The following is a 14,354-nucleotide window of genomic DNA, read 5'->3' on the forward strand; positions in this document are numbered from 1 at the left end:
GACCAGCGCTTCGGACACCACCAGCACCACCTTCACCACGCTGGGTCTGCGCGCGTCGCATGAGTTGACCCTGAATGATCGTCCGATCACCTTTACCGGCATGATCGGCTGGCGGCATGCCTTTGGCGATGTTGATCCCAATGCCAATGTCAGCTTCACCAATGGCGGCGACTTTGCGGTTCTGGCGACGCCGATTGCAGAAGATGCGGCGGTTGTTGAACTGGGCTTTGACATGGACATCAGCGACAAGGCGACATTGGGCATCAGCTACAATGGCCAGTTTGGTGATGGTGCCCAGGATCACGGCGTCAACGCTGCCCTGCGCTTCCAGTTCTAAAGCATTTCCGGTTGAAACGATATCGTTTCAACCAAAGGACAATGCGGCAAACAAACCAGAGCATTTCCGGTTGAAACGATATCGTTTCAACCAAAGGACAATGCGGCAAACAAACCAGAGCATTTCCGGTTGAAACGATATCGTTTCAACCGAAGGACAATGCGGCAAACTAACCAGAGCATTTCCGGTTGAAGCAGTATCGTTTCAACCAAGGGCAATGCGGCAAAGCAAAAAGGGTGGGGCGATATTCGCCCCACCCTTTTATTGCTTCTTCCCCCTGGAGCCTTCAGGCAATTTTTTCCTGAATTCCCATGTCAGGGCGCGACAGCGTCATTTTAAGCTGTGGTACTGAAAAGGGCTTTGCCAAAATCGGCAGAATTCGCGCTTCCCAGATTGCCCTGTCCTGAAGGGACAAGCGGCTCTGGCCTTTGGCCGCAACAATTCCAGCAATGCGGGAATCTTCGCTGTTCGGGCCCAAAAGGCCGGCTGCAAGGGCTTCCTCGATCAGGTTCTTCAATTCCGGATCGACTGCTTGAGTATGGCTCAATGACATTTTTTTTGTTTCCCCACCTGTGGTGAGGAGAACATAAGGTGTTATCGTGAGATGTCTATGACAGTCGCGATCATTTCCCACAAGTTGTAATCATTTTGACGTAAGCAGTTGGTTTACCAGCGTTACCCAGTACGAAGAGCCATAGATAATGGCATCATCTGAGAAGTTGTAAGTGGAATTGTGCAGGCCGGCGGTGTCGCCGTTGCCAATGAAAATGAATGCTCCGGGCTTTTTTTGCAGCATAAAGGAAAAATCCTCCCCGGCCATTAACGGCGCAGCCTTTACACTGACGGCACTTGCGCCGGAAACCGCCATTGCCGCCTGCGCAGCCAGGTCGGTTTGTTCCGGATCATTCTGGGTTACCGGGTAGTTGTGATGGTATGTGAGGTCGACCTGCACACCATGGGTCAGGCCTATGCCCTGCGCAATGCTGTTCATTCGCTCTTCAACATACAGGCGGGTCTGCGGTTTCAAAGACCGCACGGTGCCGGAAATTGTTGCCTTGTCCGGAATGACATTGTGCACGAAGCCCGAATGAAATTCGGTGGCTGAAACGACAAGTGCGTCCAACGGATCGGTGTTGCGTGCGACAATTTGCTGCAAAGCCAGAACCAGTGCTGCGCCGGCCAGAACGGGATCTGCCGCCCTGTGGGGTATGGCTGCATGGCCGCTTCGTCCGGTGATTTCAAAAGCAAACTCGTCTGTGGCCGCCATGATGGGGCCAGGGCACATGGCAAAGTTGCCAATGGGCAGCCCTGGCAGATTGTGCATGCCAAAAACCCGCTCAATGTTGAAACGGTCAAACAGCCCGTCATCAATCATCGCCTTTGCGCCCGCGCCGCCTTCTTCAGCCGGCTGAAATATGAACGCGACACTGCCATTGAATTCACGGTTGCGGGCAAGATGCCGTGCGGCTCCCAGCAACATTGCCATATGACCATCATGGCCGCAGGCATGCATTTTGCCCGGGTTCAATGATGCGTAGGGAAGGCCGGTTGCCTCGGCAATTGGCAAGGCGTCCATGTCACTGCGCAGTCCAAGCATCGGCCCGCTGTTGCCCACTCGCCCATGCACAACCCCGACGACCCCGAGGGTGCCTATGCCGGTCACAACCTCATCGCAGCCAAATTCGCGCAGTTTTTCTGCAACAAATGCAGCCGTTTCAACCGTATCGTAGAGCAATTCCGGACAGCGGTGCAAAAAACGACGCCATTCGATAATTTCCGCCTGTTCCGCGGCGATGCTTTCGGTGACCGGCATGAATGGCCTGACTCTCTCAATGTGATGTTGCAACGCAAAGACTACAATTTCTAACTGCATCGTGCCATGGACATGACACAGATTTCGGCTTTAGAGCATTTTCGCATATCTTCGAATCGCAAAATTGCTCAAATTCTCTGGTCTGTCGCAATTCTGGACACAAACGCGCTTCGCATTTTCGCCGGAATTGCTTTAATCCACAGACCGGTCAAATGATTTGAAAGGAAGCAAATTGCGTGCACTGGTTGCAAAGCTGGCGGTCATGGCAGGGTTTGTGCTTGCTGCATTGACCGGCCTTGCGGCGGCAGGACCATCCATTGCCATTGATGTGGCCACAGGCAAGGTGCTGTCGCAGGACAATGCTAGCCAGCGTTGGTATCCGGCATCCACCACCAAGCTTATGACTGCCTATCTTGTGCTGAGCGATATTTCAGAAGGCCGCGCTTCGCTGGATACGCCGGTTGTCATGTCACGTCTGGCAGCGGGGCAGGCTCCCGGAAAAATGGGTTATCCGGCCGGTTCCGTCATGCGGCTGGACAAGGCCTTGCAGATGCTGCTGGTCAAATCTGCCAATGATGTGGCTGTGGCAATTGGCGAAACACTTGCAGAGTCTCATGAGGCGTTCGTTGCCCGCATGAACCGTGAAGCGGCACGGCTTGGCATGGCAGACACCCAATTCGTCAATCCCAATGGCCTGCCGGGCGCCGGGCAATATACCACTGCGCGTGACCTTGCCATTCTGGGCCGGGCGATACGGCAGGAATTTCCATCCTTCAACAGCTATTTCGGCATTGAGGCAATCCGCGCCGGTGACGTGCAGATGGTCAATGGCAATGGATTGTTGGGGCGCTATCGCGGCGCGGATGGCATGAAGACAGGCTATATCTGCGCCTCGGGTTTCAATCTGGTTTCATCGGCCACGCGCGACGGCCGCACTGTGCTGGTTGTGGTGCTGGGCGCCGATGGGCCGATATCGCGCGAGCGGGATTCCGCCCGACTGCTGGAGCAGGGATTTTCTGCCAACCCGGCAGACATTTCCTTGTTGGTAGAGCAATTGCCAACGTCCAACGGTCCGCCAACGGATGTTTCGGCGCAAATCTGCTCGGACGCAGCGCGCACGGCGCGAGCTAACGAACGGCAGGTGGAAGAGGGTCGCGCGCAAACCTATGGCTCACCCTATATGACCGATCGGGACAGAGAGCCGGTGACGCTGACGGTGGCCCTTGGTGGGGCGGCAGCGTCAGGCGACATTGCGGCAGGCATTACCCAGATTGCGGCTTATGGAATTCCAGTGCCAACTGCGCGCCCAACCTTGCCGGGGGATGCAGTTTCCATGGCGGATGATCGGGCGGCGTCTGTGACGCAGCAATAATTGCAATCAGGATATGACCAAATGCAACTGCCCATCCGCGTGACCGTGCTGACTGGCTTTCTGGGGGCAGGGAAAACCACAATGCTCAACGCGCTGCTGCGTGACCCGGCCTTGTCGCGCACTGCGGTCATCGTCAATGAGTTTGGCGAAGCAGGCCTCGATCATCTTCTAGTCGAAGGTGCGAGTGAGGGAATTATCGAACTTTCCAATGGCTGCGTGTGCTGCACGGTGCGCGGTGAACTGGTGGACAGAATGGCTGATCTGGCGGATCGGATGCAGACAGGACGAATGCCGGCCGTGGAGCGGGTGGTTATCGAAACCACCGGTCTTGCCGATCCTGCGCCTGTTCTGGCCGCATTGATGGCTCACCCGGCCCTGAGCCAGATTTACGCGCTGGACGGCGTGGTGACTCTGGTGGACGCACATGCCGGGCTGAAAGGACTTGAAGGACGGTTGGAGGCTGAACGTCAGGTTGCCGTGGCCGACAGGCTGGTGCTGACCAAGACCGACCTTTCTCCCGCTGATCCTGATCTTTTGAGCTGGATTCGACATTTGAACCCTCGTGCGCGGATTCTCGATGCCGCATCCGGCGAGGCTGGCGCGCAGAGCCTGCTGAATGCCGGGCTTTATGATCCTGAAACGCGAACTTCACGCCTGGCAGAATGGCTGAATGGCCAGAATTGCGATTGTGATGATCCGCATCATCATCACGACCATCATGATCATTCGCACCATCACCACACGGGAACAGTGCGTGCGCTGTCGCTTGTGCACAAATCACCGGTCAGTCTGTCCGCAGTGCAGGAGTTTATCGATCTTCTGCAATCAATGTTTGCCGACAAAATACTGCGCATGAAGGCGATGGTTCACACACTTGAGCATCCGGACCGACCGCTGGTTCTTCATGGTGTACGCCGTTACATGCACCCGCCCGTTCTGATGCAAAACTGGCCTCAGGCAGTCAGTCCGCACACACGCCTCGTGGTCATTGGGGAGGGGCTGGATCCGCGCGTTGTGGAAGATCTGTTTGCGGCCTTTACCGGCCAGCCGAGAATAGATGCGCCTGACCGCGCAGCTTTGACGCAAAATCCGCTGGCCATTCCGGGCATGTAAGGTCACTTCACAATGACAAAGCGCCAGCCCTGTTGCGCATCGCCGGATTTTTCCGTGAGCTGGTGGCCGGATGTGTTGCACCAGTGCTGAAGATCCAGCGGCGCCAGCGGATCATCGGCCAGCACAGTCAACGCTTCGCCTTTGTCCACGCGCTCCAGCCGCTTCTGCGTCTTCAGCACAGGAAGCGGGCATTTCAGCCCACGACAATCCAGAAACTCCATATTCGTCGCTCTAACTTCGTGTTTCGTGGTATTGTCCTGCACTTGAAACGAGACCGTTTCAACGAGAATTGCTCTGGCGCAATTTCAGCTAATGTAATCCATTCACCAACGCACTATCTGACATGACAGAGCGAATGCAAGTGGCAGGAGATGGCGTGCAATGAGCGAGACAATTCTGGATCCGCAGATCATTGTCGATTTCTGGCGTGAGGCCGGGCCTGAAAAATGGTTCAACAAGGACGAGGCTTTCGATGAAACAATTCGCCGGCGGTTTGGCGATGTTTATGAGCGCGCGGCCCTTGGCGATCTGGATGGCTGGGCGACTGAGCCGAACGGCGCTCTGGCGTTGGTGATCCTTCTGGATCAGTTTCCACGAAATATGTTCCGCAATACGCCAAAAATGTATGCGACGGATGCAAAGGCGTTGCAGATTGCTCATATGGCTCTCGCACGGGGAGACGCAGAGCATGCTGATCCGGAAGTGAACCAGTTTTTCGTCATGCCGCTGATGCATTCAGAGAGCCTGAGCGACCATAATGAATGCGTTCGCTGGATGGAGCGGATTGGCGATGCGGATAATGTGAAATTTGCTGGTCACCACCGCGATATTGTCGAGCAATTTGGCAGGTTCCCGCATCGCAACGAAATCCTGCAGCGAAAATCCACGCCCAAAGAGCTGGATTTCATCGCTGATGGTGGATTTGGCGGGTAGTTGCTGGTGCGTTTGAAAACATAGGCATTGGTGAACAAAGCGGGTAGCGTCAACCGCGAATGATGAAACGCTAAAGCTCACGCGCATCCGGCAAAGCGGGCGTCCCATTCAGGGTGATAAGAATGCAGAATGGAAATGACACCGAGCTTCAGCTCACGGGACCAATCTGGCGCTTTGCAATTGAGTTCTACGGCAAGCCAGGTGTGTCACAGGCTTGTTTGAAACTGCAGGACGAAGCCGGTGTGGACGTTGTCGCGCTGATCGGCATTCTCTATTCCCACACTGTCCTTGGCATAACTTTTGACGCAGCTGCAGTGTCGCAACTGCGAGACGTCATTAGCCCTTGGCGAAATAGTACTGTCTTGCCGATACGCGACCTGCGCCGCGCCCTAAAGCGGCCACCTGAAGGATTTCCAGTGGCCGAAACAGAGCAGCTGCGTGACCTGATAAAGAGTGCAGAACTGAAAGCAGAGCAGATACAGCTTGCCTTGATTGAACGCTGGGCCACGTCGCTTCCGGTGCATACCGGGCTGCGGTTGGAGGATGCGCTTGGGCAATTGATGGCAACCGCGCCTGACCATCAGGCCGGGTCGTTCGATGTCCTGATATCGGCCGCCCGCGAAGTGAACTTGCAGACGGCCTGATCTCTGTGACGTCGCGTCTGGGTCAGGCCGATTTTGAGGCGGTGATTTCGATTTCCACCTTCGCGCCAGGCGCGGGAATCTGACAGATCAGGAAAGTACTGGTCGGCCGGATATCTGCAAACACCTCACCCAGAACCGGCGTCACTGCAGCGGCTGCCTCGCGGTCGACAACATAGACGCGGCTGACCACGGCGTCGGCCAGGCTGGAACCGGCTTCACGCAGGGCTGCGTCTATCGAGGCCAGTGCGTTGCGCGCCTGTTCGGCGGCGTCTTCGGGAAACGTGTTGGAAACCGGGTCGCGCCCTGTTGTGCCTGAGACATGCACGGTGCGGCCATCAATAACTGCCTTGGCATAACCGGCAGAGGTTTCAGACGGCGCACCAGTGAAAATTCGGTTCTTCATTCTATCTCTCCGTTGTCGGGTCAAGGGCGTGTTGGCTTGGAATGGTCAAGTGGTGCTCCGCTTGAGCGGCCCGTCCTTGAAACGCATGGGCGAGAGACCCGAAATATCAACTGGCGAGACGCGGCCCGCGGCCAGTTCGGCCAGGACCTTGCCCGCCATGGGGCCGGGGCCAAAGCCGTGTCCACTAAACCCGGTGGCGGCCAGCAATCCCTGCACTGGCTCAACGGGGCCGATGGCCGGGATAACGTCGGGCAGGGTGTCTATAATCCCGGCCCATGCCGTATCTATTCCAAGATCCTGCGCGGCGGGAAAAATCTGGCGAAAATCGGCAAGCGCCTGTTCGACCCTGTATGCCTCGATTGCAACATGGTCGCGTGTCGGCGGGATATCGGCCAATGGTGGCGCAGAAGCGCCCTTTGCCCGGGGGAGCATGGCTAGATAGTTGACCCGCGCTGCATCAGGATTGTCTTTGCGGGTTTGTGCATACCAGCGCATGTTGCGCCATGAATCCAGCCTCACATCATATTCGCCGCCGGCGACGGAAATGACGAACGCGCCATTCACATCCTGTCGAATTCCAGTCTGGAAGCCCGATACACATGGGCCAAGCCGCAGATCGGGCCGTGGCATTGTTCGCGCCACAGTGGCGCGGATGCGCTCTTGCGGCAGATCCAGGCCAATATGGCGCAGCAGCGCTGCGCTGTGTGCTCCGGCAGAGCAGACCACCCTGTCTGCGTGGTACAGGTGGTTGCCAACCCATACCCCGGTGACACGACCGCCACCGGTGTCGATCCGCGCGACGGGCTGGCCAAGTGAAACGGCAACACCCGACTCCATCGCCGCCTCAAAAAAGGCACGTGTTGCGCGTGTTGGTTCTGCTCGGCCATCGGACGCCGTGAACATTGAACCCAGAATGCCGATGCCCGGCGCAAGTTCAGGAACGAGCGCTCGGGTTTCGGCAGATGCGAGCATGCGGGTATCGAGGCCGAATTCTCCCGCGCCACGCTGCTGCCACGTCTGAAGCGAAGCAAGTTCAGCCTCGCTGAATGCAAGCGAAAGATTGCCGCCCTGATGCCAGCCGACAGATCGGCCGAGATCAGCCTCGACGCCTTCCCAAATACGCATGGCTCCAACCATCAGTGCCAGTTCGCGGAAATCGCGAGCCTGCTGACGCACGAAGCCGAGGTTGCGTCCTGACTGGGCCGAGCCGGGCGTGTCACGTTCGATCAGCAGGCAGCTCATTCCCTGGCGCGCAGCATAAAGCGCTGTCGAGCATCCAACGATGCCGCCGCCAATAACGATTAGATCGTAGCGTCTGGTCGCAGGCTGCATGGCTGACAGCCCTTTCATTTATCCGCCCGCTCGCGCTGCACAAGACCCTGGGTCAGCCGGTCAAGAATAATGGACAGGATGACAACCGCCAGCCCGGCGCGCAGGGCCAGACCCAGCATCATGCGCGACAGACCGCGCGTCACCTCTCCACCCAGACCGCCAGCGCCGATCAACCCGGCCAGCACCACCATACCCAGTGACAGGAGGATAGTCTGGTTCACCCCAACCATGATGGAGGGAAGGGCTGATGGCAGGCGAATTTTCGTAAGAATGTGCAACGGGCTTCCACCATAGGCCTGACCCAGCTCGATCCGTTCCTGTGGCACCTGTTTCAACCCCAGAACTGTGAGGCGAAGAGCCGGCGGAATGCCGAAGATCATGGTGGCCATAACGGCCGGAGCACGCCCGACGCCGAGCAGAACCACAGCAGGAATTAGGTAGACCCAGGGCGGCATGGTCTGCATGAGGTCGAGAAGCGGTTTCAACAGCTTTTCAACCACGGCATTCGAGGCTGCGAGTATGCCCAGCGGTATGGCAATCATCAGCGAGAGCGAAACCGACACGAAGACCAGCGCGGTTGTCAGCATCGTAGCGGCCCACAGGTTGCCGAACCAGCAGAAGGCCAGCCCGACTGCGCAGAACGCGGCCAGCCCCTTGCCCGAAACGCGCAAGGCCATGAGTGCAACAACCGCGACGATCACCACAGGGGGTACGGAAATCAGCGCTGCTTCCAGGCCTTTAACAGACGCATCGACAGCCCCGCTGATTGCGCGGAGCGTGTCACTCCAGTTTCGATTCATCCAGTCAACGGCAACGGCAAAATATTGCCCGAGGGAAAATTGAAGATCAGCCACGGGTCGTTCCTCCGGTCTTGAGGAAGCGTTCGGCGATGCCCGCTGACAGCCGGTCGAGCAAGATGGACAGCACGACGATGGCCAGCCCGGCATCGACCGCGCGGCCGATTTCGAGATAGCGGACGGCGCGGTAAACCTCGCTGCCAAGACCTCCTGCACCGATGATGCCGGCGATCACCGCCATGCCAAGAGCCATCATCAGACTTTGGTTCACCCCAGCCAGTATGGAGGGCATTGCCGAAGGCAGTTCCACACGTACAAGCTGCGCTGTCGATGTGGCACCGAGGGATCTGGCAAGTTCAATGCGTTCGGTGGGTATATGGCGTATACCAAGCATTGTCAGTCGAACCGTTGGCGGAACCGCAAGGATCATGGTTGCCACCACAGCCGAGGCACCGCCAAAACCGATGAGTGCAATCGCTGGCAGCAGATAGACATAAGGCGGGAGCGTCTGCAGCGTGTCCATCGCCGGCTCCAGGACTTTCCCGAAGCGCCTCCACCGCGCGCCGAGAATGCCGAGCGGTATGCCGATGGCAAGCGCGATGAGTGTCGCCAGAATAACGAGAGCGAGAGTCTCGATCAGCATTTCCCACAGGCCGGCTGCCTGGCACATAGCTAGGGCAATGGCTGCAAAAAGTGCAAGGCCCAGGCCGGAAAGCCGCCAGCTTGCTGCAACGGTGAGAGTGACAAACAGCCACCAGGGCATTGAAAGCGCCCAGTTCAGTGCAAAGAGCGCGCTGTCGAGCGCGGCGCGGATTGCGTCGAACAGAAAGGCCAGATTGTCATTCAGCCAGTCGATGCCGTCGTCTACCGTGCGATCGAACGCGCCGTCAAACCGGAAGGAAGTGAGAAAATCCATCTCAAGCCTCCGACGCTTTGATCGTCTTCGGCCCCTGTATACCCCGCAGCAGATCTTCCTGCGTGACGCAACCAATCAGATGGCCCGTCTCGTCCTCGACAGCCAGCCTGCCGCACTCTTTTGTCAGAAAGAGGTCGATCAGTTGGTCTATGTCGGCATTGGCGGCCACACGGGGCAGGCTGGAAAGCTCCTCCGGTTCGGCCGTAGCCGCCATCAGAGACCGGGCGCTGACCAGGTGGTTTTTTGCAATCCCTGCGGTGAAACGAGCGACATAATCGTCGGCCGGTGCCATGACAATGTCTTCAGGCGCTCCAACCTGAACCATGACGCCATCACGCATGATTCCGATGCGGTTGCCCACGCGGATCGCTTCTTCAAGGTCATGGGTAATGAAGATGGTGGTTTTGTTGAATTTTCGAGACAGTTCCACGAACTGGTCCTGCAACTCGCGCCTGATCAGAGGATCGAGCGCCGAGAAAGGTTCGTCCATGAGAAGGATGGGGCTGTCGCTGGCCAGCGCTCGAGCAAGGCCGACACGCTGCAACATGCCGCCCGAGAGATCGGAAGGGTAACGGTTGGCCCAATCGCCAAGCTGTACCGCCTGAAGCGCGCGCTGCGAGGCCTCAAGTCGTTCTGCCTTTGGCATTTTGCGAAATTCAAGGCCGAGCGCTGTGTTCTCCAGAACCGTGCGGTACGGCAGCAGCGCCACGCTTTGAAACACCATGGCAATCATCTGGGCACGCAGCATACGCAACTCGGCCGCGCCCAGGCTGTTGATCTCGCGCCCTTCGATCAGAATGCGCCCGTCACTTGGTTCTATCAAGCGGTTGATGTGGCGCAGCAGTGTCGATTTGCCGGAGCCCGACAGGCCCATGATGCAGAAAATCTCGCCACGCTGAACATCGAACGACACGTCTGCAACACCGACCACGCATTCGAACCGCCGCAGCACCTCGGCCTTGCCAACACCCTCGTTGCGAATTGCCTTGAGCGCTTCGGGCGCGCGTTGGCCGAAGATTTTCCAGACATTGCGGCATGAGATGACGGGCTGACTGTCGTTCAAGGCGAAGACTCCACGATGGGCGGTCTGGGGCGTAGTGCCCGGGCGATGTGGTCGTTTTGCTGTTTGCCTGGCCAGTGAGCCAGATGGATTGTTCTGCAGAAGGATGATGCGGCCTTCAGAATTTCACTCTGCGGCCGCACCGAAATCACATCAATTGTTGCCGATAACAGCCTGACGTTCCAGACGGTTGGCGTTGGCTTCCTTCCAGCGGGTCACTGCTTCTTCAATGGAAGCCCCGTCCTTTACCCAGCCAGTCATCTGGGTCAGTGCCGGCTCGGGAACAAAGACCGAAGCGATCGATTCACGCGCCTTTGGATGTTCCGCTGAGAAACCCTGACGGGCCAGCCACACATAGGTTTCGGTTGGTTCCTGCACGCTCTTGGGATCCTTCAGGAACTTGATGTCGAATTCCTGGAAGACCCATGAAGGGGTCCAGTACATGGAAACGATCCATTCCTTGCGGTCGATGGCTGATTTCAACGCCGCTACGGCCACAGGGCCTGACCCCTCGACGATCTCGTAATCAAGACCGTATTCGCGCACGACGTTTTCAGATTGGCGCATCATGCCGGAACCCGGTTCCACGCCAATAATCCTGCCGCCAAACTGTTCTTTATGGTCGTTCAACTCGTCAATTGAGTCGATTGTGACGTAGGAGGGGACGATCAGGCCGGCATTGTAGCCGTAAGAAACCACATTAAGCTTCTCCAGCCTGCGGGCGTTGCGCTCCCAGTAATCCGCTGCCGCATAGTCGGGGTGCGACACCATGATGTCGATGTCACCCTTTCCAAGGGCGGCGAATGCCACGCCCCATTCCTGAAACTCGACGGTTTCAACTTCAAAGCCGTGGCGCTCAAGCATGTCTTCGGTGATCGATGATGTCATGACCATGGTTTCCCACTGCATGACACCCATCTTGATCGTCTTTTCCTCTTCGGCTACCGCCGGTGCGGCGGCAAGTCCGATCGCCAATCCCAGCGCGGCTACAGATTTCTTCAGCAGATTCATGGCATTTCTCCTGTTGACGAAAAAGGTGATGTCGTCTTCCTGTCGTTGAGGATCGGCCGTAGGTTTTTGAAAGGCCGTTCCCATGTCACTGACTGTGGGTCACCCGATTACAAAGGGATTTGCGATCTCTTCGGCAGTGGAAAGCCAAACGGCCTTGGTCTGCAGAAATTCCCGGATGCCCTCAATGCCATTCTCGCGTCCGATGCCGCTTTTCTTGTAACCACCAAACGGCGTCGTGTAGGAAACATCGCGATAGGTGTTCACCCATACACTGCCTGCCTCCAGCCGCTCGGACATCAGGAGCGCGCGGCGCATATCGCCAGTCCAAACCCCCGCTGCAAGCCCGAATTCGCTGTCATTGGCAATCTCGATTGCCTCTTCAACCTCATCGAATGGAATGGCTGCGAGAACCGGGCCGAAGACTTCTTCCTGAGCGATACGCATGTTGTTGCGCACGCCAGCGAAAATTGTCGGTTCGACAAAATAGCCTGCCTGACACTCCGCAATGTCTGGCCGCTTGCCGCCCAGGATCAGATCGGCGCCTTCCTGCCTGGCGATGTCGATGTAGCCGAGCACCTTTTCAAACTGCATCGCATTGGCGATCGGCCCGATGCGTGTGTCCTTGTGCCTCGGATCTCCGATGGGAGCCGTTTTTGTGAAGGCCGCAAGCTTCTCAAGGAACTGATCATGCACCTTGCGGTGAATGAGCAGGCGCGATCCCGCAATGCAGGTCTGACCAACTGCGCCAAAAATTCCGCCGACGACGCCGCGCACGGCATTGTCGAGATTGGCGTCATCAAAGACGATGTTTGGCGATTTTCCGCCAAGCTCCAGGCTAACGCGCTTTATGTCCCTGGCCGCCAGCGAATACAGATGCGCGCCCGTTTTGGTTGAGCCGGTGAAGCCGACATGCCGGGTCAGCGGATGCGTGACCAGTGGCTCGCCAACTTCGGGGCCATAGCCGGTAACCACATTGACAACGCCATTGGGGAAGCCTGCCTGTTCGACGAGCTCCATCAGCTTCAGCGCAGTGGCAGATGTGTATTCCGCTGGCTTCATCACCAGAGTGCAGCCTGCTGCCAATGCCGGAGCTGCCTTCAGCGAAAATAGAAAGAGCGGCGCGTTCCAGGGCACGATTCCGACGCAAACGCCCAGTGGTTCGTGGCGCGAATAGCTCAATGCGGGTTTGTCGCACGGATGAACCGCACCTTCGATCTTGTCGGAAAGGCCGCCGTAATAGTGGAACCAGCGTGCAACATAGCGGATCTGGTGGCGCATTTCGGCCAGCAGCCGGCCATTGTCGCGCACCTCGATTTCAGCAAGCTCATCGGCATTGGCTTCAATCAGGTCAGCGAATTTCTGAAGGACGCGTCCACGCAGGCTGGGGTGCATTTTGCCCCATGGGCCTGATTTGAACGCTCGATGCGCCGCCTGGATCGCGCGATCCGCATCCTCGGCATTGCCGCGCGGAACCAAAGCCCATGGCTTGGCAGTGAACGGGTCCACCGTTTCCAGATATTGCCCGGAGGCTGGGGCGACCCATTGGCCGTCAATAAACATGGACAGTTTTGGCAGGCTATCGGTGGGCATTGTCTCTCCAATCACCTCGGGTGAACGTCGCCATGGTCTCGAATCTTGAATAGTGATATCAGAATGAAAAGATATTTGTATTGTTGTCAAGAACAGAATTGTGGCCGCGCCAAAATTGCCAGATTGGGGTAATTATGCCCCAAAAGCTGCAAATATGGGCGAATTGCCGCTTTTATCACCAAATGAGATTTTTGATCTTCGAATTTTTGCTTGCAATATGAAACGCCAGAGAGTGATAATGTTACGGATAATGATATCACTTTGGATGGCACAGTGACTGACCAGCCTCTTTACGAACAGATCAAGTCGGCGATCGATCGCCGCATAGAAACCGAGGAATGGCCTGCCAATTATCAGGTGCCGTCCGAGGAGGATCTCGCCAGCGAATTTGGCGCTTCACCTCTGACAGTGCGGCGCGCGCTGCGCGAATTGCAGACCGATGGCGTGCTTTTGCGCATTCAGGGCAGGGGCACCTTTGTTATCGGACCCCGCATGCAGTGCGCGGTCTTCAACTTGCCCGACATTGAAGAAGAGGTTGCGCTGTCAGGCGGCGCTCATTCGTGCCGCGTTCTGCAGCATTCGATACTTGGTCGCGACAGCCCCGGTCGCAACATGCTTCAGCTGCCGCCCGAGGAAACCGTTTTCCATTCCCGCCTCCTGCATCTTGAAGATGGTACGCCAATTCAGCTCGAGGACCGCTATGTGAACGCGTCGGAAGCGCCGGCTTATCTGGAACAGGATTTTTCTCGCATTACGCCGCACAACTGGCTTCTGCGCGAAACGACTGTCACCACGGTTGATAACACCATTCGCGCAATCCGGGTTGACGAAGACATCCGCAATCACTTGCAGATCAGCGAGAACCAGCCTTGCTTGTTGCTCGATCGTTCGACCTGGCGTGAAGGTATTCCGGTAACAAGAAGCCGTTTCATTTATCCCGGCGATCGCTATCGCCTGCGCTCCTCGCACGAGGCGCGCTCAAACCGGATTGTTCCGACACCCAGCCCCGGCAAAGGCCGCTGATCCAGCGCCA

Annotated in this window: 16 protein-coding genes; 6 read left to right on the plus strand and 10 right to left on the minus strand. The window is 57.3% G+C overall.

Annotated features, from left to right (window positions below; genetic code table 11):
- A partial coding sequence (locus FPY71_RS00005) for an autotransporter outer membrane beta-barrel domain-containing protein (protein ID WP_149296402.1) occupies window positions 1-337 on the plus strand: 337 nt, incomplete at its 5' end.
- 286 nt (window positions 338-623) lie between these two features.
- On the opposite strand, the gene FPY71_RS00010 is transcribed toward FPY71_RS00005, so the two are convergent.
- Window positions 624-890, minus strand: coding sequence for a hypothetical protein (locus tag FPY71_RS00010; protein WP_149296404.1), 267 nt, complete (start codon window positions 888-890; stop codon window positions 624-626).
- 90 nt (window positions 891-980) lie between these two features.
- Entirely contained in the window at window positions 981-2,150 is a 1,170-nt protein-coding gene (locus FPY71_RS00015; RefSeq protein ID WP_149296406.1) for a M20 aminoacylase family protein, read from the minus strand.
- A gap of 232 nt (window positions 2,151-2,382) precedes the next feature.
- Between FPY71_RS00015 and FPY71_RS00020 the strand changes: the two genes are divergently transcribed.
- Window positions 2,383-3,522 carry a D-alanyl-D-alanine carboxypeptidase family protein gene (locus tag FPY71_RS00020; protein ID WP_246160064.1) on the plus strand — a complete coding sequence of 380 codons (1,140 nt, stop codon included), beginning with the start codon at window positions 2,383-2,385 and terminating at the stop codon, window positions 3,520-3,522.
- Window positions 3,523-3,543: 21 nt separating this feature from the next.
- Complete coding sequence (locus tag FPY71_RS00025) at window positions 3,544-4,635, plus strand: CobW family GTP-binding protein (protein ID WP_149296408.1); 1,092 nt, start codon at window positions 3,544-3,546, stop codon at window positions 4,633-4,635.
- A 2-nt stretch (window positions 4,636-4,637) separates the two neighbouring features.
- Here the strand turns inward: FPY71_RS00025 and FPY71_RS00030 are convergent, their stop codons facing one another.
- Complete coding sequence (locus FPY71_RS00030) at window positions 4,638-4,856, minus strand: sulfurtransferase TusA family protein (RefSeq protein ID WP_149296410.1); 219 nt, start codon at window positions 4,854-4,856, stop codon at window positions 4,638-4,640.
- 160 nt (window positions 4,857-5,016) lie between these two features.
- On the opposite strand from FPY71_RS00030, the gene FPY71_RS00035 reads away from it, so the two are divergent.
- Together FPY71_RS00035 and FPY71_RS00040 are read left to right on the plus strand one after the other, a co-directional pair.
- Window positions 5,017-5,568: a DUF924 family protein gene (locus FPY71_RS00035; protein WP_149296412.1), complete on the plus strand. Its 552-nt coding sequence runs from the start codon at window positions 5,017-5,019 to the stop codon at window positions 5,566-5,568.
- Between the two features lie 122 nt (window positions 5,569-5,690).
- Window positions 5,691-6,212, plus strand: a complete 522-nt coding sequence (locus FPY71_RS00040; RefSeq protein ID WP_149296414.1) for a TIGR02444 family protein — start codon at window positions 5,691-5,693, stop codon at window positions 6,210-6,212.
- 22 nt (window positions 6,213-6,234) lie between these two features.
- Here FPY71_RS00040 and FPY71_RS00045 read toward each other — a convergent pair whose 3' ends face one another.
- The 7 genes from FPY71_RS00045 to FPY71_RS00075 form a co-directional block, all read right to left on the minus strand.
- Window positions 6,235-6,615: a RidA family protein gene (locus tag FPY71_RS00045; RefSeq protein WP_149296416.1), complete on the minus strand. Its 381-nt coding sequence runs from the start codon at window positions 6,613-6,615 to the stop codon at window positions 6,235-6,237.
- A 45-nt stretch (window positions 6,616-6,660) separates the two neighbouring features.
- Entirely contained in the window at window positions 6,661-7,965 is a 1,305-nt protein-coding gene (locus tag FPY71_RS00050) for an NAD(P)/FAD-dependent oxidoreductase (RefSeq protein ID WP_246160066.1), read from the minus strand.
- Entirely contained in the window at window positions 7,962-8,747 is a 786-nt protein-coding gene (locus tag FPY71_RS00055; protein ID WP_246160146.1) for an ABC transporter permease, read from the minus strand. Before FPY71_RS00055 ends, FPY71_RS00050 begins: the two co-directional genes overlap by 4 nt.
- Window positions 8,748-8,793: 46 nt before the next feature.
- Window positions 8,794-9,660: an ABC transporter permease gene (locus FPY71_RS00060; RefSeq protein WP_149296420.1), complete on the minus strand. Its 867-nt coding sequence runs from the start codon at window positions 9,658-9,660 to the stop codon at window positions 8,794-8,796.
- 1 nt (window position 9,661) lies between these two features.
- Window positions 9,662-10,723 carry a quaternary amine ABC transporter ATP-binding protein gene (locus tag FPY71_RS00065; RefSeq protein WP_149296422.1) on the minus strand — a complete coding sequence of 354 codons (1,062 nt, stop codon included), beginning with the start codon at window positions 10,721-10,723 and terminating at the stop codon, window positions 9,662-9,664.
- A 150-nt stretch (window positions 10,724-10,873) separates the two neighbouring features.
- Complete coding sequence (locus tag FPY71_RS00070; protein WP_149298534.1) at window positions 10,874-11,731, minus strand: glycine betaine ABC transporter substrate-binding protein; 858 nt, start codon at window positions 11,729-11,731, stop codon at window positions 10,874-10,876.
- Between the two features lie 99 nt (window positions 11,732-11,830).
- Window positions 11,831-13,321, minus strand: a complete 1,491-nt coding sequence (locus FPY71_RS00075) for an aldehyde dehydrogenase (protein WP_149296425.1) — start codon at window positions 13,319-13,321, stop codon at window positions 11,831-11,833.
- Window positions 13,322-13,594: 273 nt separating this feature from the next.
- Between FPY71_RS00075 and hutC the strand changes: the two genes are divergently transcribed.
- Complete coding sequence (gene hutC / locus FPY71_RS00080; RefSeq protein ID WP_210246223.1) at window positions 13,595-14,344, plus strand: histidine utilization transcriptional repressor HutC; 750 nt, start codon at window positions 13,595-13,597, stop codon at window positions 14,342-14,344.
- Window positions 14,345-14,354: the final 10 nt, after the last annotated feature.

The sequence above is a fragment of the Aureimonas fodinaquatilis genome, from assembly GCF_008369445.1.
Taxonomy (GTDB): Bacteria; Pseudomonadota; Alphaproteobacteria; order Rhizobiales; family Rhizobiaceae; genus Aureimonas; species Aureimonas fodinaquatilis.